Below are 22,919 nucleotides of genomic sequence, written 5' to 3' on the forward strand. Positions count from 1 at the left end.
AATGTTCTCTCTGCACGCCGCCGCGGAACTCGAAGCCGGGGCGGACGGGCACCGGGACGTGGCGCAGCTTGGTAGCGCACTTGACTGGGGGTCAAGGGGTCGCAGGTTCAAATCCTGTCGTCCCGACCATGCGGAAACGCAGGTCGGAGGCCGTTCTCTCATCCATGAGAGGGCGGCCTTTCGTGCGTCCGGGGCCGTGATGGTCGCCGTGTGGTCGCACGACCGTCCCGCGTGCGGTCGGGTGATTCGTCCTGACGCTCGTCAGCCCGGCGATACTCGATCTCCGGCAAGGGGCCGGCGGAGTGCCGACCCCGGGTGGGTGCGCGGCGGTGGCCGCGTCTCGACGACCCGCAGGCCGGCCACGTCGTACACGCGCAGCTCGGGGTCGACCACCGCGCCGATGGCGCAGGTCGAGGTGGGGTGGTACAGCGTCTGCCCGATCCGCCGCGCCCAGTCGAGGATGTCGGCCTCGGAGTCGGAGGCCGGCACGTCGAACGGCCCCGGAACGCGGCCGGGATGTGGATCTCCTGCGCGGTGTCGGCGCCGCCCGCCTCGATCAGGGCCACCTTGACCGCGGGGTCCTCCGACAGCCGCGCCGCCAGGACACAGCCCGCGGATCCGGCGCCGACGATGACGTAGTCGTACATGCTCATTCCGTCCCTTCGAACGAAGAGTGCGTGGTTACGAAGCGTTGGGCCGCGGTGAACGCGACGGGGCGAGGCGGCGTGCCAGGAAGTCGAGCTGGTCGGCGAGTGCCCGCTGCTGCCCCTCGCCGTCGTAGACGTCGAAGTGGTCGACGGGGTACTCGCGGACCTCCGCCCACGGACCGGCCTTCCGGGCTGCGTCCGGCGGGGCCACGTGGTCGTCGGTGCCGATCTGCAGCAGGACCGGGCAGCCCACGCGACCGGCGTACGTGGTGGGCCGGTTGAGCCCGACCGCGAGGGCTGCCCGTGCGCAGACCTCGTTGCGCCAGGTCGGGCCGGCCATCGTCGCGGCGACCCGGTCGGCGAGCGGAGTCGTCATCATCGCCACCGTCCTGGGGTGGGCCACGACCGGCAGGTGGTGCGGGGCCCGCCCGGTGACGGCGCGGGCGGCGTCCTTCAGTCCGTGTCCGGTCAGGCGCGGCCGAAGACGAACGCGTCGATGCCGGCCTCGGCGAAGCCCTCGGCGTAGCCGGGCAGTCCGCTGTCGCGGGTGCCGCCGAAGCCGTGGGCCATGACCACGCAGGGGCGGCCGGCGGGATGGGCCAGGGCGTCGCTCGTGGCCCGCAGGTGCCGGGCGGCGCAGCGCACGCCGTGGCTGGTGAAGGTGAGTTCCGTCCTCATCGTGATCCCTCCGGGCGGGCGGCCGGCAGCACGGTGGCGGCGGTGGTGAACCTCAGCCCGCTGTCCTCGACCGGTCCCGTGCGGCTTCGTCGGTCGCCGGTTGTCTTCGTCACTGGTCTCTCCTGAACCGTCGAACTCGATCCCCCGTCGCACCGGACCGGCCTGGGCGGCGCGGTGCGACGAGGGGGGTGTGGCTTGACAACTGCTACGATTTGGAATCGTGTTCGAGCAAAATCCGGCAACTCAGGCATCGAGCCGACCGGCACAGCGCCGTGGAGTGGAGCGCAGGCGGGCGATCCTCGCCGCCGCCGAGGCGCTGCTCGTCGAGCAGGGCTACGAGGGGGCGACCCTCAAGGCGGTCAGCGAGCGGGTCGGCATCCCGATCACCTCCGTGTACCACTACTTCTCCGATCGCCATCAGGTCGAGGCCGCGCTCCTGCAGCGGCACATCGGCGAGCTCGACGTGATCCTCGCCGCCCTGCTCGACGAGCCCGGGTCGCCCACGCTGCGCGCCGCGGTCGACGCCGTCGTCGACGCGCTCCTGGACTACTTCCGCCGTCACCGGGACTGCGCCGAGGTGTGGTTCTCCGGACGCAGCGAGCTGATCGACGAACTGGTCCAGGAATTCGACCGGGCGCAGGGAGAGCGGCTGCGCGTCTTCCTCGTGGAGCGGGAGCTCCTTCTCGCCGACACGCCCCCGCTCGTGCTGCAGCTCGCCTTCGAGGCCGGCAGCCGGCTCTTCGACGTGGCGTTCCGGACCGTGCCGACCGGTGACGACGTCACGATCGAGGAGGCGCGCCGCTTCATCACCGCCTACCTGGAGACGTACTCCGTGCCGGCGGCGGTGCGGGACTGACGTTCCGCCGCTCGGCGGACCGACTCGACGAGCTACCCGCGAGCGCCGCGCCGACCTCCTTGGCGGCGCGCTCGCCGGCCCGGATCGCTCCCTCGATGTACCCCTGGTAGGCGGTCGCCGTCTCGGTGCCCGCCCAGTGGATCCGGCCCACCGGCGTGCGCACGGCGTCGGTGTACTCGGTCAGCAGACCCGGCGGGGTCGTGCTCACACAGCCGTCGATCCAGGGCTGGTGGGCCCAGTCCTGCTCCAGGACGCGGAGCGGATGCGCCGCCCGGGGGCCGAACAGTGTCACCAGGTCGGCGAGGAACGCGGCCCGGCGCTCCCTCGGGTCGTCGAGGACCCGGTCGGTCCAGGTCTGGCCGGGGCCGGAACCGGCGGTGCCCATGAACGTCAGGAGGATGCCGACGCTGCCGTCCGGCGGTGAGTTGTCGATGACGAAACGGGCGAACGGCAGATCGGTCATCGCCGACCCGCTCAGCCCCTCGGCCCGCCAGAACGGCTTGTCGTATACCGCGAACAGCTTGCTCTCCGTGCCGTTGTGCCACTTGCGCTGCAATGACGTGCGGCGGGTCGGGAGGTGCGGGGTGAAGCGGATGCGTTCGGCGTCCGCCGGCGACATCGCGACGATCACCTCGCGGCAGCGCACGTCGGCCTTCGCCGACCGGACGAGGACGTCCCCGTCCCGCCGGCGGATCTCACTGACCGGCGAGCCGAGCACCAGCCGGTGCCCGAGCCGCTCCGCCATCTCCAGGGAGATCCGCTGCGTGCCGCCGACCACGCGCGATTCCTGGGCGCCCCCGGTCGTGGCGATCATGTGCTCGACCCCGTCGGCACCCGCGATGTGGAAGAGGGCCGTGAGGAGGGAGGTGTTGTGCGGGTCCTCACCGTGGATGATCGTGAACGCGAGCATGAACAGCCACGCGGACTCCTCCGTGCCGGCGTTCGTGTCGAGCCAGTGCCCGAACGTCGTGCTGTCCCACGCGACGGCGTTCCTGGCGTTCCACGGCGCGTCCACGGGGACGGTCGCGGCCATCTCCTCCAGCGTCGCCACCAACCGGCCGAAGTCCTCGAGCGCCTTCGCCGGCAGTGCGGGCATCGACCCGGTGAACTCCTGCCGCACTCCCTTGCGATGGAGCAGCGACGCGCCGTCGACGTAGGTCTTGAAGGACGTCAGCCCGAGCTCGTCGAGGAGCGCGAAGACGCGATCCTGGCCCGGGCCGATCCACTGCCCGCCGCCCTCGGTGATGACACCCTTGCCCACGTCGAGGTTCAGCGTCCGGCCGCCGACCCGGTCGTCCGCCTCCAGAACGAGCACGGAGCGGCCTGCCTGGACCAGGCGGCGGGCCGCGGTGAGGCCGGAGACACCGGCCCCGACGACCACGACGTCCGCGCGGGCCTCCCGGACCCGCTCCGGGGCCGCCGCGGAGGCGGTCGGGACGCTGCCGAGGGCGAATCCCGCGCCCGCGGCCACACCCCCGCCGCCCGCCAGCACGGCGCGCCGTGAGATACCGCCCTTGTTCTGTCTCGTCGTCTCTGTCACGGGTTCTCTTCTCCTTGCCGGCGGGTCTTGGGGAGGAACGGGACGGTGGGGGCGCTAGCGCGGCGGAGCCCCCCAACGGACCTGCTCGCGCAGGCGGTTCTTCAGGAGCTTGCCGCCCGCATTGCGCGGCAGCGCCTCGGCGAGGGCGGTCGCGTACTGGGGGATCTTGAAGTCGGCGAGGTGCTCCCCCGACCGCAGGGGTCGCCGTCTCCGTACCCGCGCCGCGGGAGGCGCCTCGTGAGCGCAGGGGTGAAGGGGAGGGGGCGCGGGATTCGAACTCGAAGGAATTCGAGTTTATCTATCGGTGAGATGTCGTCAAGGTCTCCCGCGTGTGAACGGGGCTTCCGCGGTCGGCTCGGCGAGAGCCGGGTTCGCCGGGCGCCCCGCCCTCGCCGTCGGCGCCGCCCGTCTCCGGACGTTCAGGCGACCGTTCCTCCGGCGTTGCGGATCAGCCGCCGGAGCACCTTCACCGTGGTGACGTAGTCCGCGTCGTCGATGCCCTCGTGGAGGGCGGCGCGGATCGTGGGGGCGTTGCGGGCCAGGTCGACGCGGGCCTGTTCCCCTTCCGGGGTGAGCCACAGCCGGCCCTCGGTGTCCCGGCTCAGCCAGCCGCGGTCGAGGAGCACCTCGGCCTCCGCCGCCAGGTCGTCCTCGGGGCGAATGTAGGAGGTCATGGCCTCCCTGAGTTCGGGCAGGGTCATCCCCTCGCCGTCGGGCGAGATGTCGTTCGCCGAGAGATTGCGCAGCAGCCAGAACTGGGGCTGGGTGTAGCCCTTTTCGGCCTGCCGGGCCCGGGTGTACGCGATGAGCGCCTCGTAGGCGACGCCGGTCCAGTACGCGGCGGGCTGTCCTGCGAGTTCCGCGTCGGATATCTGCTGGGCCGTCATGAGTGTTCCCTCCGTGTCTCTTTGCGCGGAGCCCGCACCCCATCGCGCGGGCCAGGGAGGGAACGTATGACCTCGACTTAGGTTGAGGTCAAGGGGACGATCTTCCGGCGGGGCTGCGGGGCTGCGGGGCTGCGGGGCTGCGGGGCTGCGGGGCTGCAGGGCGGCCAAGGGGCAGGGGAATGGCCCCTTGGCCGTTTCGGGGATCCGTCCGCGGCTGGTCAGTCCACGACGCCGAGCCGCGCGCCGCCCCCGTCGCGCAGCCGCCGGAAGAAGGCGAGCACGCCCGCCGAGCCGCCGGCCCAGGTGGCGCTCGGGCGGGCGAGACCGGTGTCGGGGAACACGGGCCGGGACCAGGTGCCGCCGCTGCGGCTCAGGATGAGCAGGGCGACGGTCTCGGCCGCGTCCCGGAACTCCTCGGCCGCGGACGCCTCCGCGACGTCCACCATCAGGTCGCCCACTCCGGCCAGTCCGCAGCACTGCGTGACCAGCGGCATCCGCGGTGCCAGTCCGGCGCAGGCGCGCGCGGTCCGCTGGGCGAGGTCGAGGTAGCGGGGCTCGTCGAGGCGCTCGGCGGCCCGGAGCAGTACGGTCCCGATGCCGGCCAGGCCCCGGCACCACGAGCCGTAGCGGCGGGTCGCCCCCGGCGCGGCGGCCGCCGCGATGATGTCCGGGGTGACGGCGGCCAGGCGCGCGGCGGCCTGTTCGGCGCGGCGGAGCGCGTCCGGGTCGCCGGTCGTGCCGCCGTATTCGAGCAGGAAGCAGGCGACGCCCGCCTCGCCGTGCGCGATGCCCTCGCGGAGCGCGGCGCTGCCGTGCGTGTCCGCGCCGGCCGGGGTGAGCCGGGCGGTGTCCGCTGCCAGCATGCGGTCGCAGTCGGCGGCGACGGCGAGGTGCCGGTCGGCGGCGTCCCGGTCACCGGACCGGAGGGCGTGCCGGGCGAGCAGCAGCCGGCCGAGGCCGATTCCGGCGGCGCCCGCGATCAGGTCCGCCTCCGGAGGTCCGCCGTCCGGTGCGCGCTCCGGCAGCGCGGGGTGTCCGGGCCGGCCGTCCGCGTGCCTCGACGCCTCCCACCCCGCCTGTGCGAGGAAGAGTTCGACGCCGGTGCGCCCCGTGTAGAAAGCGGGTGGCAGGTTTCTCGACTGGTTCGCCGTCCACCGGGCCAACTCCGTGACGGCCGCACGCGCGCCGGGCCGGTCCGCGTGGTGGAGGAGTTCCAGGCCGAGTCCCGAGCTTCCGCCGTAGATGTCCAGCGAGGTGGGGACGTTCAGCTGCGCGGCCCGTTCCGGGTCCACGATCGCGCGCGCCTCGCCGACGCAGTAGGCGGTGGTGTGCTCGATGATCCCGTCCAGCAGGACGCCGTCGATCCGGGGGCGCGCGGGCCGGCGCGCGGTCCCGGCCGTGCCGGTGCGCAGGCGGCCGGCGGCGGCGCGGCGGACGGCCGGGTCGAAGCTCAGGAGCCCGGTGATCGCCGCCCGTGTCGCACGGTGGGCGTGCCCGGGCAGCGCCCACGCCAGGCAGGCCAGCGTCCGGTCCCGGTTCACCTCGTGGTCAATGTCGACGATCACCGGGTCCATGCCGGTGGCGGCGAAGAAGAGGGTCGTGCCGAGGGCGTAGTAGTCGTCGGCGGGGTCCGCAGCTCCGGTCGCGCGCAGCACCGGCTCGTTGTATCCGGGGGTCGCCCCGCCCGGACCGGCGCCGTTGACCTCGCTGATCCCGAAGTCGATGACGTGGCAGTGACCGGGGCCCGAGTCGTCGAGCACGACGTTGTCGGGCTTGAGGTCGCGGACGACGACGTTCCGGCCGTGGACCGCGTCCAGGACGCGCAGGAGCCGGGAGGCGAGGACGGACAGGGCGCGCGCCGGGCGGGCGCCGTCGTCCCGGTCGTCGTCCCGGTAGGGGCCGTTGCGCAGGACCTCCCGCCGCAGATCGCGGTCGCCGCAGCTGCTCATCACGAGGAACTCGTCGGTCCGGTGGGCGAAGTAGTCCAGTGCGCGCGGCACGCCCGTGACGCCGTCGAGCGCGGTGAGGACCGCGCGCTCGTTGCGCAGCCGGTGGCGGGCGTCCGTACCGGACGCGTCCTCGCCCACGTACGCCCTCGCCTGCTTGACGACCACCGGCCGTCCGAGCGTGCGGTCGAGCGCGCGGTAGACGTTGCCCCGGGGCGATCGCGCGATGCCGGCGGTGACGTCGTAGCGTCCGCCGCCGATGCCGGTCGCGGACGGTTCGGCGCGTTGACCGATGCCGGTCGTGGAGGGTTCGGCGCGTTGACCGATGCCGGTCGCGGACGGTTCGGCGCGTTGACCGATGCCGGTCGCGGACGGTTCGGCGCGTTGACCGACGCCGGTCGTGGAGGGTTCGGCGCGTTGCCCGGAGCCGTTCGCGGCCGCTTCGGCGCCCTGTCCGGGGCCGGTCGTGAAGGGGTCCTTTGCCCAGGGCGGGCAGCGGTAGCGGCCGACGGCCAGGCCGTCGAAGATCCGGCCGTCCGGCCCGGTCATGACGGATTCGAGGCGTCCGCTGCGGCCGGTCCGGTAGTCGCCGGTGAAGGGGCCGTAGCGGTAGTAGACCGGGGCCCTCGGGTCGACCCGGCGGTCGCTGACGATCCGCGGGCCCTCCCGGTCGCGCAGCACGGCGGCGAGTTCCCGGGCGAGGGCGACCACGGAGCCGGCCACCGGGTAGACGGTGATCGCCTTGCCGACCGCTCCGGCGCTCTCCACCCCGGAGTTGAGGCGGCGCAGCGTCTCCGGGTCACGGGCGAACTTCGCGTGGCAGACGTGCCGGGACAGCACCGGCAGGACGAGCTGGACCACGGCATCCAGCTCGTCGGGACGCGCCGAGACGTGCAGTTTCCATCCGTGTTCCATCGCCGGCATCCGCGTGTCGGTCAGGTACGACCACGTGCCGTCGGACCAGCCGCCGCGGCCGGTGATGGACACGGCCACCGCTACGAGTTCAGATCACACGCGAAGCGGGTGGTGGCCGTCACCCAGGGGTCGGCCAGACACGCGGTGTACTCGCGGTCGCTGCGGTCGTCGTCCTCGAACGCGATCGCCTCGTCGTCGATCTCCAGCGGACCCGCGTCGCGGATGACGTCGGTCTCCAGAAGATCCGGCACGGCTACGGGCATGTGACGCCTCCATGGTGTGTCGTGCGCTGAGGTGCAGGAAGTGGCCGAGGCGGGCCGGTGGACCCCCTTCGGCCAGGGACTCGCTGCACCAAGGTAGGGAGGGGTGAACCCGCTGACAAGGGGACGGATGACACCACTCGCGGACCGGTTTCCGCCCGCTGACCAGCGGGGTCGGAGGAGGACGGGGCCGGCGGCCGGCGCGTGCGGCGGCCACCGGCGCCTCCGTTTCCGGTTCCGCTGCGCGCTCGCCAGGGCCGGGGGACTCCGGTCGGAGCGGTGTTCGGCCGGCGATGCGGATCAGCTTCCGGTTCACGAGCTCGTCGACCCCGTAACGGCCGGGTTCCCGTCCGGAGCCGGACCGCTTGACGCCGCCGAACGGCAGGCCGGGTTCGTCGGCGGCCACCGTTCCGAGGACCGTCACGACCCCGTCGTGGCGCGGGAACGGCGAAGCGCCGGGCCGAGCGGTCGTGCCGCTCGCGCCCGGCGCCTTCGCCCGGTGGGGGATGTCGTGCCGGTGGGACGGGTGCGGGTCAGCCGACGGGCGCCGCCGGCCGGTCGCTGCCGTCGGGGGCGGCCGGACGCACGGTCTCGGCGGGCGGATCGGCGGTGCGCCGCACCCACAGCCAGTAAAGGGCCGCGGTGACCGCGAGTCCGACGATCCACGAGATGTCGGCGCCGTCGAGCTTCCGGGTGATCGCGCCGGTGTACAGCTTGGTGGCGAGGAACGGGATCTGCACCGCGACGCCCACGGCGTAGCAGGTCAGCGCGGTGACGTTCCAGCGCCCGTAGCGGCCTCGCGGGTCGTACAGGGCGGGGATGTCGACGCGTTCGCGGGAGACCAGGTAGTAGTCGACCAGGTTGATCGCGCTCCACGGGGTGAACACCATCAGGATCAGGAGCACGAAGTTCTTGAAGTTGGTCAGGAAGTCGTCGCTCGCGACGAGCGCGATGCCGATCGACACCGCCGTGAAGCCGACGATGTAGGCGGCGCGGGCGGCGGCGGAGATCCGTGAGCGGCCGTCGAAGGCGGTGACGGTGGTCAGGATCGACATGAAGCCGCCGTACGCGTTGAGGCAGTTGACGGTCAGCTTGCCGACCACGATCACCAGGTAGACGAGGAACGCGAGGGCCGCGGGCCCGGCCAGCGCGCCGAGGAAGGCCACCTGGTCGGTGAGGAACGCCTTGCCCGCGACGGCCGCGGTGAGCGCTCCGAGCGTCATGGCCCACTGGGATCCGATGACGGAGCCGGCGAACGTGGACCAGAACGTCGCACGCGTGCTGGTGTCGCGCGGCAGGTAGCGCGAGTAGTCGGCGACGTACGGGCCGAAGGTCAGCTGCCAGCCGGCGCCGAGCCCCACGGCGAGCAGGAACGTCGCCGCCTCGAAGCCCTTGATCCCGACGTGCGCCCCGACGTCGTACCGGGCGAACAGCCGCACCAGCAGGTAGCCCAGGCCGAGCACGCCGGCGACGGTGGCCACGCGGCCGGCGGCGTGGATGAGCCGGTAGCCGGTGACGGCGACGACGGCGGTCAGGACACCGAAGACGAGGATGCCGATCCGCGTGTCGTCGACGTGCAGCAGCTCGGACAGCGCCTGGCCGGCCAGCACGCTCCCGGTCGCGGCGAAGCCGAGGTACATGAGGATCACGAGGAGCAGCGGCAGGACCGCGCCGTGGACGCCGAACTGCGCCCGGCTGGAGATCATCTGCGGTACGCCGAGCCGCGGACCCTGCGCGGAGTGCAGCGCCATCACGATGCCGCCGAGCACGTTGCCGATCAGCAGCGCGGGTATCGCCCACAGCGCGTCGGCGCCGAAGACGACGGACAGCGCGCCGTCGACGATCGCGGTGATCTGCATGTTGGCGCCGAACCACAGCGTGAACTGGCCGCGCGGCGTGCCGTGCCGCTCGGCGTCGGGGATGACCTCGATGGTGCGCCTCTCCAGCGCGAGTCGTTCTCCGGAGGTGTGTGAGACGGGCATCCTGGCGACCTCTCCCGGCGGCGATTCCTGTGGATCCGGACCAACCGCGGCCGTCGACCCGCACCGCGGTGCGCCGAATCTCGCATGGAGTTCAACAGAGATCAAGGGGATGAATGAACAATTTCAGGTACGGGGCCCGCCGCCGCCGTGCCGGCGCGCCCCGTCCCGGCCGGTGGCCCCCGCACTCAGCCCCGGGTCGCCGGCGCCTTCGGCAGCAGGAAGACGACGACGCCCGCGAGGACGGCGATGACGAACACTCCGAAGGACGCGACGGCGAAGGCGTGGCCGGCGGCGGCGACCCCGTCGGCCGCCCCGTGACGCAGCGAGCCGAAGAACACCGCTCCGATCGCCGCGACGCCCAGCGCTCCGCCGCACTGCTGGGCCGTGGACAGCACTCCTGACGCGACGCCGGCCGACTCCGGCCCGACGTGGCTCAGCACCGTGTTGAGCGCCGGAGTGATGACCAGTCCGCCACCGACGCTCTGCAGGACGAGCGTGGGGATCACCAGCAGTGGAGTGATCCGCGGACCGGACACCAGCAGGAGTCCGGTCGCCAGGTAACCGCTCGTCAGGAGCACCGCCCCGATTTCCAGGACACGGCGTCCGTACCTCGGGACGGTCCGGCTCGCGACCAGGCTGAAGACGAAGAACGCGCCGGCCGCCGGCGCGTGCACCAGGCCCGCGCCCAGCGCCGACATCCCGAGGCCCTGCTGCATCGTGACCGACAGGGCCAGGTAGTACGAGTAGATGAGCGCGTACAGGGCGAGGACGAGGACGATCCCGAGCGAGAACGAACGCTGCCGGAACAGCGTCAGCGGTACGAGCGGATCCCCGCCCCGCCGTTCCAGCCGCCGCTCGACCGCGACGAACGCGCCGAACGCGACCGCGCTGCCCGCGAAGCAGGCCCAGACCCACCGCGGCCAGCCGGCCTCCCGCCCCTGGATCAGCGGGAGCACCAGGAGGAAGAGGGCCGAGCTGAGCACCAGGACTCCGGGCAGGTCCAGCCCGCGGGCGGCGGCCGAGGGCGTCGCCGGCACGTGGCGCAGGGCGAGCGCGAACAGGGCGGTGCCGATCGGCACGTTCACCCAGAACACCAGGCGCCAGCCGGAGTCGAACAGATCGGCACCGATCAGCAGTCCGCCGACGAGCTGCCCGCCGATGGTCGCCATGCCCATGGCGATCCCGAGCGCGCCGTACACACTGTGCCGCCGCGCCGCCGGCACCAGCACCGTCACGTACGCGAACACCTGGGGGACCATCAGGGCGGCGCCCAGGCCCTGGGCGACACGCGCGGCGATGAGGCCGCCCGCGGTCGGCGCGAGCGCGCAGGCGGCGGACGCCAGTGTGAACAGGGCCACGCCCAGAAGGAAGATCCGCTTGCGGCCGTACAGGTCGGCCAGGCGGGTGGCGGTGATGATGAAGACCGCGTAACTCAGCTGGTAGCCCGCCAGGATCCACTGGACATCACCGGCGGACGCGTGCAGATCCGCCTCGATCGCGGGGTCCGCGACCACCACGATGAACGAGTCGAGGACCGCCATGAAGAGGGCGGACAGGATGACCGCGATCGTCGTCCACGGAAGGGCGCCGGCCCGCGCGGCTGCCGCCGGCGGGCTGGTCGACTGTCGAGTGCCTGCCATGGCAGGAGACCTCTCTGTTCGCACGGGGATGGGTAATACGACGGGGGACACGGCTCGGTGACGGCTCGTCAGTCGACGGTCAGCACCAACTTGCCCGTGGTGCGGCCGGTTTCGCCGAGCTCGTGGGCCCTGGCGGCCTCCGCCAGCGGGAAGGTGGCCTCGACGTGGACCTTCAGCCTGCCGGTCTCGACCAGCTCCGTGACGGCCAGCAGCGCCCGCCGGTCCGGCTCGACGAGCATGAAGCCCGAGCGGATCGAGCGGGCGGCCGCGGCCGTGGCCAGGGCCTCTGTCTCCAGGGCCGAGAGGGTGATCAGCGTGCCGCCGTCCCGCAGCACCGACAGGGAACGCTCCTGGTAGTCCCCGGCGATCGGGCCGATCACGACGTCCACGCCGGAGACCACCGAGGCGAAGTCCACCGCCGTGTAGTCGATCACCTCGTCGGCGCCGAGCCCGCGCACGAACCCGTGCTTGCCCGCACGGGCCGTGCCGATGACGTACGCGCCGTACGTCTTCGCGATCTGCACCGCCAGGTGCCCGACGCCACCCGCCGCCGCGTGCACCAGGACCCGCTGCCCCGCGCGCAGGCCCGCCCTGTCCACCAGGGCCTGCCAGGCCGTCAGCGCGGCCAGCGGCAGGGCCGCCGCCTGGACGTGGTCGAGTCCGGCGGGCTTGGGGGCGAAGTGGCGCGCGGGAGCGGCCACGTACTGCGCGTAGCCGCCGACCATCCGCGGAAAGCCCGGCATGCCGTACACCTCGTCGCCCGGCCGGAAGAGCGTCACGCCGCGGCTGACGGCCTCCACCACACCCGAGACGTCCCATCCCACGACGCCGTCGCCAGGGACGTAGAGGGTGCCGGCCGCCCGGGTCTTCCAGTCCACCGGGTTGACGCCGGCCGCGTGCACCCGGACCAGGATCTCCGTCGGACCGGGCACCGGCCGGTCCCGTTCCACGAGCTTCAGGACCTCGGGGCCTCCCGGCTCGTCGTAGGCCACGGCCAGCATCTTCTCCGCCATGCGGAACCACTCCTCGGCTTGTTCGCGGTCGATCAACGCGGTCGATCAACAGGCTGCTGCCGCGGAGTACTCGAAACGAGTGGCCAGATCGCCAACAAGTGAGAGGATCCGGCCATGCAGAACGCCACGCTGAACGCCGTGCAGAACGCCGAGCGGAACGCCACGCAGAACGCCGTGCCGAACGCCACGCCGAGCGCCGCGCGGAGCCCCGTGCCGAACGCCGGGCGGCAGCCCGCGCACCGCGTCGTCGTCCTCGCCCTCCCCGGCGTCGTCCCCTACGAACTCGGCATCCCCGGCAAGGCGTTCGGCCTCGCCTTCGGCCCGGGCCGCGCCCCGCTCTACGAGGTGATCACCTGCACTCCGGACGGCAGGCCGGTGCGCACGAGCGAGGACTACGCGATAGCCGTCGAGCACGACGCGAGCGTCATCGCGACCGCCGACACCCTGATCGTGGCGCCCGTCAGCGACCCGATGAGCGCCGGCGACCCGCTTCCCGAGCCGTTCGCCGCCGCGCTGGCCCATCTCCGGCCCGGTACCCGCCTGGTGTCGATCTGCACGGCCTCCTTCGTCCTCGCCGCCGCCGGGCTGCTCGACGGCCGGCCCGCCACCACGCACTGGATGCACGCCCAGCGCTTCCGCGAGCTGTTCCCGCGGACCCCGCTCGACCCCGACGTGCTGTACGTGGACGACGGCGACGTCCTCACCTCGGCGGGCGCCGCCGCCGGCATGGACCTCTGCCTGCACCTGATCCGCCAGGACCACGGCAGCGAGATCGCCAACCGGGTGGCCCGCCTGTGCGTCGTTCCGCCGTGGCGTGACGGCGGACAGGCCCAGTACATCGCCCGCCCCGTCCCCGACGCGTTCGGCAACGACACCGCCGGGGCCCGCGAGTGGGCCCTCCACCAGCTCCACCAGCCCGTCCAGCTCGCCCAGTTGGCCGGCCGGGCGGGCATGAGCGTGCGCACCTTCAGTCGCCGCTTCCTCGCCGAGACCGGCCAGACCCCCGGCCAGTGGCTCACCGCCCAGCGGCTCGAACTCGCCCGCGGACTCCTGGAGTCCAGCGATCTGCCGGTGGACCGGGTCGCCGAGCAGGCCGGCTTCGGCAGCGCCTCCTCGCTGCGCCGGCACCTCGCCGCGGCGATCGGCGTCTCACCCGCCGCGTACCGCCGCACCTTCCAGGGCCGGGACCGCGGCCCGGCCGGCCGCCGTCCGGACGACGCGCCTGGCTGACCGCGGCTCTCGGTTCCTCGTCGCCAGTCGCCCGGCCCTCGCGCCGGGACAGAGGGGTCTCGGACAAAAGCTGAACTCGAATTGATTGCGTGTATGGTTCGGAGGGGAATCCATGGGTCCCCTCGGTTCCGTCAAGGAGTCGCCGCCGTTCACCCGGCGCGCGGCCGGCGCCCGGCCGGGTAGCCTGACGAAGGGGGCCGCCGTATGCCGGGAGGCCGCCATGACGATGCCCGGGGTGGGCGAGCACCGGCCCGGAACTCCGTTCAGCCCTGGGACCATGGCCAGCGCCGTGCTCGACCAGCGGGGCGACATCATCGGATGGGACACCGCGGCCCAGAACCTCTACGGGTATCCGGCCGACGACGTCCTCGGAAAGCCGGCCCGCGCGATCATGGTCCCCGTCGACGGACGCCCGCTCTTCGACCCGGACAACCCGAACGACCCGGACGGCACCGGCGGCCCCGTCGAGTCCTGGGGTGAGGAGTGGGCCCTGCGCGGCGGCAGCGGGGGCGTCGTGCGCGTGGCGCTGTACGTCCTGCGGCTGGCGCCCGGCGGGGCCGGCGGCGCCGGCGGAGGCCCGGCGGCCAACGCGGCCTGGATCATCGTGTCCGTCGAGGCCGAGCGGATGGAAAGGTGGGCGACCGACCAGGCCATGCTGGCGGGCCTTGCCGGCCAGTCGCCGATCTCGCTGACCGTGTTCGACCAGGACAACAGCGTGAGATGGGTCAACCCCGCCACGACGGAGGCGTTCGGCGTCGGGCGCGACGCATGGTTCGGGCTGCGCGCGAGCGACATCCTGCCCGACGCCGAGATCGTCTCCCCAGGGCTGCGCGGCCGCTCGCTCGAATCGGTGATCGAGCAGGTCCAGCGCACCGGCGAACCCGTCATCGACCTCCACTACCGGACCCCGGTGCCGACCGAACCCACCCGCCCGCGCGTCTGGTCCTGTTCCTACTTCCGGCTGCAGGACTCCGCCGGCCGCCGCCTCGGCGTCTGCGAGTCGGCGTTCGAGATCACCGAGCGCTACGAGGCCCAGCGCCGCCTGGAACTGCTGAGCCGTTCCAGCAGCATCGGGACGACCCTGGACGTGATCCGGACGTGCGAGGAACTCGTCGCCGTGGTCGTCCCCGAGCTCGCGGACGCGGCCTGGGTCGACCTGGCGGAGCCCGTCGTCACCGGAGAGGAATCCCCGCAACCCGATCCCCGGGCGGTGCACCGCGCCGACCCGAAGCCGCCGCGGCGGGTTGCCCGCGGCGGCGCAGCGGGTCACGACGGCGGCCCGCCCGAGGAGCCCCCCGCCGACGGCGGACAGCTCGTCCTTCCCCTGACGGCCGGGGCCGAGACGCTGGGGACGGTCACCCTGGCGCGTACCGCGCCGAAGGGCCCCTTCCCCGACGCCGACCGCGCGCTCGCCACCGAGCTGATCGCCCATACGGCGGTGTGCGTCGACAACGGACGCCGCTACGCCCGGGAGCGCGCCACCGCCCTGCTCTTCCAGCGCAATCTGCTCCCGCAGGAGCTGCCGGAGCACACCGCGGTGGACACCGCGCACCACTACATCCCCAGCAAGGGGCCCACCGGCGTCGGCGGAGACTGGTACGACGTGATCCCGCTGTCCGGCGCCCGCGTCGGGCTCGTCGTGGGCGACGTCGTGGGGCACGGACTGCACGCCGCGGTGACCATGGGGCGGCTGCGGACGACCGTACGGGCCCTGGCCGCGCTCGACCTCGCACCCGACGAACTCCTCAGCCGGCTCGACGACCTGGTCGGGCAGGCGCGCATCGACATCGACCCGAAGGAGGCGAAGGACACGGACCCGGCGGTGGCGGCGCGCTGCCTTTACCTCGTGTACGACGCCGTCCACGGACGGTTCGCCGCGGCCAGCGCCGGTCATCTGCCCCCGGTCCTGGTCGCCCCCGGAGAGCCGGCCGCGCCCCTGGACATGCCGGTCGGGCTGCCCCTGGGCGTGGGCGGCCTGCCGTTCGAGTCCGCTGAGTTCGAGATCGCCGAGAACAGCCTGCTGGCCCTGTTCACGGACGGACTGGTCACCGGCGCCCGGCAGGATCCCGACGCCGGCGTCGCCGAGCTGTGCCGCACCCTCACCGAGCACGCCGGACTCCGGCCGGCCGCGATCCGCGACCGGCTCGCCGCGTCCGGGCTCCCGGACGGCGCGCGCGACGACGCCGCGCTCCTGCTCGCCCGCGTCCACGCCCTGGCCGAGGACGACATGGCCGGCTGGGACATCGACCCGGACCCGGCGAAGGTGGCCGGAGCCCGCGCCTCCTCGCACGCCCAGTTGGAGCGCTGGGGCCTCGGCGCCCTCGACTTCGCCGTCGAGCTGATCGTCAGCGAACTCGTCACCAACGCCATCCGGTACGGCGCCCCGCCCGTGCACCTGCGGCTCCTGCGGGACAAGGACCGCGCGCTGATCTGCGAGGTGTCGGACGGCCGCGAGACCTCACCGCACCTGCGCCGGGCCCGGCCCGACGAGGAGGGCGGCCGCGGACTGTTCCTGGTCGCCCAGCTCGCCGACCGGTGGGGCACGCGCTACACCCGAGACGGAAAGACGATCTGGGCCGAGCTCCCGATCGGGCCGGACGCCGGGAACGCCATGGGCCTCGACGCGTTCGGCGACTGACCTCGGTCCCGGCCTTCTACCGGCGTGGGTCCTCACGCTCCTGTGCCCGGTGACCGGCGCGCGAGCCCGCGGGCGGCGGACCGCCCGAGCGGCGAACCCGGCGCCGCGGAGGGCGGGTTGCCGTGAGCCGGACCCCCAGGCCCGGGGACGGGGACGCTGCGGGTCCGGGCAGGTGGCGGCCGCGCCGCGGGGATGACGCCGCGGCCGCCCCGTCACCGTCATCTTTCAAGGGTCCGGCGTCGCCCGGCTGATATTCTCGACCGATGGTCGAGAATCCGCTGACATCACAGCTGGCTTCACGCCCGGCACCCGTGCAGCGCCGCGGCATGCTGCGCGTGCAGGCGATCCTGAACGCCGCCGACCAGATCCTCGCCGAGGAGGGGTACGAGGCTTCCACGCTCGGCGCCATCGGCAAGCGGGCCGGCATCCCCACCGCGTCCGTCTACCACTACTTCGCCGACCGGAACCAGGTCGACGCCGCGCTCATGGAGCGCCACAGCCAGGAGATCGACCAGCTCGTCACGGACGCCGCCGGCGACCCCGCGCTCGGCACGCTGAGCGAGGCGATCGACGCGCTGATCGATCCTCAGCTCGCCTATGTCCGCGAGCACCCGAGCGTGGTGGAGCTCTGGTACGCCCCGGGCCGCAGCCCGCTGCTCATGGAGCTGGAGGAGGCGTGGGGCAGGGCCCAGGCCGAGCGGCTCTGGCGCCACCTGCTCGACCGCGGGCTGATCGCCGCCGACACCCCCCTGCTCGCCGTCGAGGTGGCCTACGAGGCCGCCGACCGGGTCTTCGGCGTCGCGTTCAAGGGGTCGCGGACCGGCGACGAGGCGACGATCGACGAGGCGCGCCGTCTCATGAGCGCGTACCTCGGCACGTACGCCCCGCAGGCTCCGAAGACCCCGAAGCGACGCCGCTAGGAGAGCGGGGCGTGTCCACGGAGCAGGGACGCCGCAGGGGGAGACCGCCGGCGACCGTCAACGGCCGCACGGCCCCGGAGCGGCTGCTGGAGGCCGCCCTGCGGCTCTTCGCGGAGAAGGGCTTCGACGGGACGTCGGTGCAGGACGTGGTGCGCGCCGCCGGCGTCACCAAGGGCGCCATGTACCACTACTTCCCCTCCAAGGACCACCTGCTCCACGAGATCTACCTCCGGGTGCTGCGCATGCAGACCGAGCACCTGGACGCCGTGGTGGCGCTGGACCTGCCGGTGGCGGAGCGCGTCCACGCGGCGGTGACCGGCGTCGTGGTGACGACGATCGAGAACATCGAGAGCACCACGATCTTCTTCCGTTCGCTGCACCAGCTCGCGGAGGAGAACCAGCGCCAGGTGCGCCGGGAACGCCGGCGGTACCACGAGACCTTCCGGGCGCTGATCCTCGACGGGCAGCGCGAGGGGGTGTTCCGCGACGACGTCAGCGCGGAGCTGGCCGTCGACTACTGCTTCGGCTCGGTGCACCACCTCCCGATGTGGTGGCGCCCCGAGGGCACCGCCTCGCCCGCCGAGGTCGCCCGCACGTTCGCCGACCTCTTCCTCGCGGGGATCCTCGCCCGCTGATCACGACCGTGGGGTCGCCGGCCCCCGCTGCCGACATGACTCGCCCAGGCGCGCCTCGGCCCCGGCCGCATCCACCACTGCATGCGGGCGATCGGCATCGCCGAGCGGGCCGTCGAGCTCATGTGCGCCCGCCGAGGAGCGCGTCGCCTTCGGCAGGCCGATCGCCGATCAGGGCGTCATCCGCGACTGGATCGCCGAATCCCGGGTGCGCACCGAGCAGTTGCGGCTCCTCGTGCTCAAGACCGCGAGGCTGATGGACACCGTCGGCAACAAGGGCGCGCACGCCGAGATCCAGGCCATCAAGATCGCCACCCCGGCAACGGTGCAGTGGATCCTCGACAAGGCGATCCAGGTCCACGGCGCGGGCGGGCTGGCGCAGGACGGATAAGTGCTTCGCAGCGAGTTCCCGCTCGCCAGGGAGCCGCGGGGTAGCTTCAGTTCGGCTGGTGTTGCATACGCCTCACCTGTGGGTGCTGTTCAGGGAGAGCTCCCGGCGGTCAAGCTGAGCGGCGTGCTCCGGATCGTTACGGGCGCACCACTGATCGAGTTGAGAAACACGCCGTTGACGACCCACGCAGCGAACGGAGAACACTCGTGATTGTCGGAGTCCTCAAGGAAACGCGGGCGGGTGAGAACCGCGTCTCGGCCACGCCGGCCACGATCGAACCGATCCGCAAACTGGGGTACGACGTGGTCGTCGACTCCGGCGCGGGTGTCGCGGCGGGCTTCACCGACAGCGCCTACGAGGCCGCCGGTGCGACCATCGGCGACGCGGCGGCCGCCGACGTGGTGCTGGGCGTCAACGCCCCGAGCCCCGCGCAGCTGGACCGGGTGCGGCCGAAGGCGACGGTGATCGCGCTGTTCGCGCCGGCGTTCGACCCGGCGATGGTCGAGGACCTGGGCCGCCGGCCGTTCACCGCGCTGTCGATGGACGCGGTGCCGCGCATCAGCCGGGCGCAGTCCATGGACGTGCTGTCCTCGATGGCGAACATCGCCGGCTACCGGGCCGTCGTCGAGGCGGCGCACACCTTCGGGCGGTTCTTCACCGGCCAGGTGACGGCCGCCGGCAAGGTCCCGCCCGCGAAGGTGCTCGTCGCGGGCGCGGGCGTCGCCGGTCTGGCGGCGATCGGCGCGGCCGGGTCGCTCGGCGCGATCGTCCGGGCGACCGACCCGCGGCCCGAGGTGGCCGACCAGGTCCGGTCGCTGGGCGGCGAGTACCTGTCGATCGAGTCCCCGGAGGTCGAGGTCTCGAAGACCGGCTACGCGAAGGAGATGGGCGACGACTACAAGGCGCGCGAGGCCGAGCTCTACGCCGCGCAGTGCCGGGACGTCGACATCGTCATCACCACCGCGCTGATCCCCGGGCGGCCCGCGCCGACGCTGATCACCGCCGAGATGGTCGCCGGCATGAAGCCGGGCTCGGTGATCGTCGACATGGCCGCCGCCAACGGCGGCAACGTCGTGGGCACGGTGGCGGGCGAGAAGGTCGTCACCGACAACGGCGTGACCATCATCGGCTACACCGATCTGGCGGGCCGGCTGCCGGCCCAGGCCTCACAGCTGTACGGCACCAACCTGGTGAACCTGCTCAAGCTGATGACGCCGGACAAGGACGGACGGCTGCTGCTCGACTGGGACGACCCGGTGCAGCGCTCCATCACCGTCGTACGCGAGGGCGAGTCGGCGTGGCCGCCGCCGCCGGTCCAGGTCTCGGCGGCACCGGCCCCCGCGCCCACGGCCGCCGCGACGCAGACGGCGAAGCCGGAGAAGGCGCCGATGACGCCGGCACGGCGGTTCGGCGCGGTGGCGCTCGGCGCGCTGGCGCTGTTCCTCACCGCCGGGTTCGCGCCGGCGGCGCTGCTGCCCCATGTGACGGTCTTCGTGCTCGCGATCGTGATCGGCTACTACGTCATCGGCCATGTGCACCACGCGCTGCACACGCCGCTCATGTCCGTGACCAACGCGATCTCCGGGATCATCGTGGTCGGCGCCCTGCTGCAGATCGGCCATTCGAGCACCGCGGTCACGGTGCTGTCGTCCGTCGCGATCCTGCTGGCCAGTATCAACGTCTTCGGCGGCTTCGCGGTGACGCGTCGCATGCTCGCCATGTTCAACAGGAGCTGACATGACCGCGACCCTCGCCGCGCAGGCGGCCTACCTCGTTGCCGCGCTGCTGTTCATCCTGGCGCTGGCAGGACTCTCCAAGCACGAGTCGGCGCGGCTCGGCAACGCGTTCGGCATGCTCGGCATGGGCGTCGCGCTGATCGCCACGGTCGTGCTCGCGGCCGCGGACCACATCAGCGCCGCCGGCCTCGGCCTGATGCTCCTGGCGATGCTGATCGGCGCGCTGATCGGCCTGCAGCGGGCCCGCGGCGTCGAGATGACCGGCATGCCCGAACTCATCGCGCTGCTGCACTCCTTCGTCGGTCTGGCGGCCGTGCTCGTCAGCTGGAACGGCTTCCTGAACGTCGAGAACCAGCCGTTCGGCCCCGAGGCCAAGGCCCTGGACGCGCTCGGCACGCTGGGCATCCACCACGCCGAGGTGTTCATCGGCGTGTTCATCGGCGCGGTGACCTTCACCGGCTCGATCGTGGCGAACCTGAAGCTCTCGGCGAAGATCGACTCGAAGCCGCTGATGCTGCCCGGCAAGAACGCCCTGAACCTCGGCGCGCTCGGCCTCTTCGTCGCCCTCACCGTGTGGTTCGTCGTCTCGCCGGCCCTGTGGCCGCTGATCGCGGTGACCCTCGTCGCCCTCGCGCTGGGCTGGCACCTGGTGGCCTCGATCGGCGGCGGCGACATGCCCGTCGTGGTCTCGATGCTCAACAGCTACTCCGGCTGGGCCGCGGCCGCCTCCGGCTTCCTGCTCGGCAACGACCTGCTCATCATCACGGGCGCGCTGGTCGGCTCCTCGGGCGCCTACCTCTCCTACATCATGTGCAAGGCCATGAACCGCTCGTTCCTCTCCGTGATCGCCGGCGGCTTCGGCATCGAGGCGCCGTCCGGCTCGGACGTCGACTACGGCGAGCACACGGAGATCACCGCCGAGAGCGTCGCCGAACTGCTCGGGTCGGCCCGGTCCGTGGTCATCACCCCCGGATACGGCATGGCCGTCGCGCAGGCGCAGTACCCGGTCGCGGAGCTCACCTCGAAGCTGCGCGCCAAGGGCGTCGACGTGCGCTTCGGCATCCACCCGGTCGCCGGCCGGCTGCCCGGCCACATGAACGTGCTGCTCGCCGAGGCCAAGGTGCCGTACGACATCGTGCTCGAAATGGACGAGATCAACGACGACTTCGCCGCGACCGACGTCGTCCTCGTGATCGGCGCCAACGACACCGTCAACCCGGCCGGAGCCGAGGACCCCAGCAGCCCGATCGCCGGCATGCCGGTGCTCACCGTCTGGGAGGCCGGCAAGGTCATCGTGTTCAAGCGCTCGATGGCCTCCGGATACGCGGGCGTGCAGAACCCGCTGTTCTTCCGGGAGAACACCGCCATGCTCTTCGGCGACGCCAAGGCCCGGGTCGAGGACATCGTCGGCGCGCTCTGAACCGCCGGCGCCGCCCGGCGCACCCGAAGGTCCCGGCCCGGACACGGCCGGGACCTTCGTGCGTCCGGGGTGAGGTCGCCGCCGTGTGCGCCGCGCTGCCGCGGTCGTGACCGTGCGTCGGGTTACGGTCGCCGGCATGGCGGGTGAGCGACGAGGGTGGCTGCGGTGTCTGCTCGGCGGAGCGGTGTTCGTGGTGTGCATGATCGGCACCACGCTGCCGACCCCGCTCTACCCCCTCTACCAGGAGAAGTTCGGATTCGACGAACTCACCGTCACGGTGGTGTACGCCGTGTACGCCTTCGCGGTCATCGGCGTGCTGCTCCTCGCGGGCAACGCCTCCGACACCATCGGCAGACGGCCCACCCTGGCCTGGGGCCTGGCGTTCGCGGCGGCGAGCGCGGTCTGCTTCCTGCTCGCCGACTCCCTGGGCTGGCTGTACGCCGGCCGGCTGCTCTCCGGGCTCTCGGCCGGTCTGTTCACCGGGGCCGCCACCGCCTACGTCATCGAGCTCGCCCCGCCCGGCGGCGCCGGCCGGGCCACGTTCGTGGCGACGGCGGCCAACATGGGAGGCCTGGGCTGCGGTCCGCTCCTCGCGGGCCTGCTCGCCGAGTACGCCCCCGAGCCGCTGCTGCTGCCGTTCGCGGTGCACCTCGGCCTGGTCGCGGTCTCGGCCGTCGTCCTGTGGTGGCTGCCCGAGACGGTGACGAATCGGCGTCCGCTGAGCGCCGTACGGCCCCAGCGGCCCGCCCTGCCGGCCCGGGTGCGGCCGGTGTTCGTCCCGGCGGCCGTCGCCTCCTTCGCCGGGTTCGCCCTGTTCGGCGTGTTCACCTCGGTCAGTCCCGCCTTCCTGGCCCGCTATCTGCACGTCGACAACCACGCCGTCAGCGGCCTCGTCGTCGCCCTCGCCTTCTTCGCCTCCACCGGCGGACAGGCCGCCGCCGGCCGGGTCGGGCCCGTGCGCTCGCTGCCGCTGGGCTGCGGCATCCTCTTCACCGGCCTGCTCCTGCTCGGTGCCGCGCTCTACACGGACCTGCTCGCCTTCGTCGTCCTGGCCGCCGTCGTCGGCGGCTTCGGACAGGGTCTCTCCTTCCGCGCCTCGCTGTCCGCGGTCGCGGCCGCCTCGCCCGCCGACCAGCGGGCGGCGGTCATCTCCGCCCTGTTCGTGGTCGCGTACACCGGCATCTCGATCCCGGTGATCGGCGTCGGCCTGGTGGCACGGCCGATGGGCCTGGAAGGGGCGGGGCTCGTCTTCATCGCCTGCATGCTGGTGCTCGTCGCGTTCGCCGCCGCGTATCTGCTGCGCCGGACGCGGGCCGGGGCTCGGTGAGCGTCTTGGGAGCCGCTGCGGCCGCCGGCTCCAGACGGTGTACGGGTGGTGGGCGCCACCTCGCTGGTCAGGCCGATCGCGTCGCCGAGCACCAGCACCCCGCCGGGCTCGACGAGTCCGGCCACTGCCCTGACAAGCCGTTCGTGCTCCGGCAGGTGCATCAGCACGAAGCGCGCGTGGACGAGCCGGAACCGGCCGGGAGCGAAGGCCGGGGCGCACGGCCGGAGGGCCGTTCCGGCGGTTCCGGAAACGGCCCCTCGG

At 72.8% G+C, this 22,919-nt stretch carries 18 protein-coding genes, 1 tRNA gene and 3 pseudogenes; 10 read left to right on the forward strand and 12 right to left on the reverse strand.

The genetic code is table 11. From position 1 onward, the window contains the following. Positions 1 to 52 precede the first annotated feature (52 nt). Positions 53 to 129, forward strand: a tRNA-Pro gene (locus tag ACFYU9_RS00645). Between the two features lie 132 nt (positions 130 to 261). Here ACFYU9_RS00645 and ACFYU9_RS00650 read toward each other — a convergent pair. From ACFYU9_RS00650 to ACFYU9_RS00665, 4 genes and pseudogenes are all read right to left on the reverse strand, one after another. Beyond that, the gene (locus tag ACFYU9_RS00650; RefSeq protein WP_389340992.1) at positions 262 to 489 is read right to left on the reverse strand and encodes a GMC oxidoreductase; all 228 of its coding nucleotides are present in this window, start codon (positions 487 to 489) and stop codon (positions 262 to 264) included. A gap of 14 nt (positions 490 to 503) precedes the next feature. Beyond that, a pseudogene (locus ACFYU9_RS00655) lies at positions 504 to 653 on the reverse strand (lycopene cyclase family protein); the annotation flags it as partial. Between the two features lie 28 nt (positions 654 to 681). Next, complete coding sequence (locus tag ACFYU9_RS00660; RefSeq protein ID WP_389340995.1) at positions 682 to 1,026, reverse strand: alpha/beta hydrolase family protein; 345 nt, start codon at positions 1,024 to 1,026, stop codon at positions 682 to 684. 89 nt (positions 1,027 to 1,115) lie between these two features. Further along, the gene (locus ACFYU9_RS00665) at positions 1,116 to 1,325 is read right to left on the reverse strand and encodes a hypothetical protein (protein WP_389340998.1); all 210 of its coding nucleotides are present in this window, start codon (positions 1,323 to 1,325) and stop codon (positions 1,116 to 1,118) included. Positions 1,326 to 1,602: 277 nt separating this feature from the next. Here ACFYU9_RS00665 and ACFYU9_RS00670 point away from each other — a divergent pair, with 277 nt between their 5' ends. Continuing rightward, a complete protein-coding gene (locus ACFYU9_RS00670) occupies positions 1,603 to 2,181 on the forward strand; it encodes a TetR/AcrR family transcriptional regulator (protein WP_389341001.1) in 579 nt (192 codons plus the stop codon). On the opposite strand, the gene ACFYU9_RS00675 is transcribed toward ACFYU9_RS00670, so the two are convergent. From ACFYU9_RS00675 to ACFYU9_RS00705, 7 genes are all read right to left on the reverse strand, one after another. Beyond that, positions 2,132 to 3,721, reverse strand: coding sequence for a flavin monoamine oxidase family protein (locus ACFYU9_RS00675; RefSeq protein ID WP_389341004.1), 1,590 nt, complete (start codon positions 3,719 to 3,721; stop codon positions 2,132 to 2,134). The genes ACFYU9_RS00670 and ACFYU9_RS00675 overlap by 50 nt on opposite strands. A gap of 419 nt (positions 3,722 to 4,140) precedes the next feature. Then, positions 4,141 to 4,608: a MarR family transcriptional regulator gene (locus tag ACFYU9_RS00680; protein ID WP_389341007.1), complete on the reverse strand. Its 468-nt coding sequence runs from the start codon at positions 4,606 to 4,608 to the stop codon at positions 4,141 to 4,143. 218 nt (positions 4,609 to 4,826) lie between these two features. Next, positions 4,827 to 7,547, reverse strand: coding sequence for a class IV lanthionine synthetase LanL (gene lanL, locus ACFYU9_RS00685; RefSeq protein ID WP_389341010.1), 2,721 nt, complete (start codon positions 7,545 to 7,547; stop codon positions 4,827 to 4,829). Positions 7,548 to 7,549: 2 nt separating this feature from the next. Beyond that, complete coding sequence (locus tag ACFYU9_RS00690) at positions 7,550 to 7,732, reverse strand: SflA family class IV lanthipeptide (protein ID WP_389209503.1); 183 nt, start codon at positions 7,730 to 7,732, stop codon at positions 7,550 to 7,552. 530 nt (positions 7,733 to 8,262) lie between these two features. Beyond that, complete coding sequence (locus ACFYU9_RS00695) at positions 8,263 to 9,711, reverse strand: purine-cytosine permease family protein (RefSeq protein ID WP_389341013.1); 1,449 nt, start codon at positions 9,709 to 9,711, stop codon at positions 8,263 to 8,265. A gap of 185 nt (positions 9,712 to 9,896) precedes the next feature. Continuing rightward, a complete protein-coding gene (locus ACFYU9_RS00700; RefSeq protein ID WP_389341016.1) occupies positions 9,897 to 11,351 on the reverse strand; it encodes an MFS transporter in 1,455 nt (484 codons plus the stop codon). Positions 11,352 to 11,419: 68 nt separating this feature from the next. After that, positions 11,420 to 12,364, reverse strand: coding sequence for an NADP-dependent oxidoreductase (locus ACFYU9_RS00705; protein ID WP_389341019.1), 945 nt, complete (start codon positions 12,362 to 12,364; stop codon positions 11,420 to 11,422). A gap of 114 nt (positions 12,365 to 12,478) precedes the next feature. Here ACFYU9_RS00705 and ACFYU9_RS00710 point away from each other — a divergent pair, with 114 nt between their 5' ends. The 8 genes and pseudogenes from ACFYU9_RS00710 (at position 12,479) to ACFYU9_RS00745 (ending at position 22,658) form a co-directional block, all read left to right on the forward strand. Continuing rightward, positions 12,479 to 13,594 carry a GlxA family transcriptional regulator gene (locus tag ACFYU9_RS00710; RefSeq protein ID WP_389341022.1) on the forward strand — a complete coding sequence of 372 codons (1,116 nt, stop codon included), beginning with the start codon at positions 12,479 to 12,481 and terminating at the stop codon, positions 13,592 to 13,594. A gap of 220 nt (positions 13,595 to 13,814) precedes the next feature. After that, the gene (locus tag ACFYU9_RS00715; RefSeq protein ID WP_389341025.1) at positions 13,815 to 16,232 is read left to right on the forward strand and encodes a SpoIIE family protein phosphatase; all 2,418 of its coding nucleotides are present in this window, start codon (positions 13,815 to 13,817) and stop codon (positions 16,230 to 16,232) included. Between the two features lie 263 nt (positions 16,233 to 16,495). Further along, the gene (locus ACFYU9_RS00720; protein ID WP_389341028.1) at positions 16,496 to 17,152 is read left to right on the forward strand and encodes a TetR/AcrR family transcriptional regulator; all 657 of its coding nucleotides are present in this window, start codon (positions 16,496 to 16,498) and stop codon (positions 17,150 to 17,152) included. Positions 17,153 to 17,163: 11 nt separating this feature from the next. Further along, a complete protein-coding gene (locus ACFYU9_RS00725) occupies positions 17,164 to 17,787 on the forward strand; it encodes a TetR/AcrR family transcriptional regulator (RefSeq protein ID WP_389341031.1) in 624 nt (207 codons plus the stop codon). Positions 17,788 to 17,826: 39 nt separating this feature from the next. Continuing rightward, a pseudogene (locus ACFYU9_RS00730) lies at positions 17,827 to 18,169 on the forward strand (acyl-CoA dehydrogenase family protein); the annotation flags it as partial. Between the two features lie 212 nt (positions 18,170 to 18,381). After that, a complete protein-coding gene (locus tag ACFYU9_RS00735) occupies positions 18,382 to 19,911 on the forward strand; it encodes a Re/Si-specific NAD(P)(+) transhydrogenase subunit alpha (protein ID WP_389209516.1) in 1,530 nt (509 codons plus the stop codon). A gap of 1 nt (position 19,912) precedes the next feature. Next, the gene (gene pntB, locus ACFYU9_RS00740; protein ID WP_389209518.1) at positions 19,913 to 21,331 is read left to right on the forward strand and encodes a Re/Si-specific NAD(P)(+) transhydrogenase subunit beta; all 1,419 of its coding nucleotides are present in this window, start codon (positions 19,913 to 19,915) and stop codon (positions 21,329 to 21,331) included. Between the two features lie 136 nt (positions 21,332 to 21,467). Beyond that, the gene (locus ACFYU9_RS00745) at positions 21,468 to 22,658 is read left to right on the forward strand and encodes an MFS transporter (RefSeq protein ID WP_389209520.1); all 1,191 of its coding nucleotides are present in this window, start codon (positions 21,468 to 21,470) and stop codon (positions 22,656 to 22,658) included. Positions 22,659 to 22,702: 44 nt separating this feature from the next. Here the strand turns inward: ACFYU9_RS00745 and ACFYU9_RS00750 are convergent. After that, positions 22,703 to 22,873, reverse strand: a pseudogene (locus ACFYU9_RS00750) (methyltransferase domain-containing protein); the annotation flags it as partial. Between the last annotated feature and the right edge of the window lie 46 nt (positions 22,874 to 22,919).

It is taken from the genome of Streptomyces sp. NPDC004327 (assembly GCF_042873935.1).
In the GTDB taxonomy this organism is placed as follows: Bacteria; Actinomycetota; Actinomycetes; order Streptomycetales; family Streptomycetaceae; genus Streptomyces.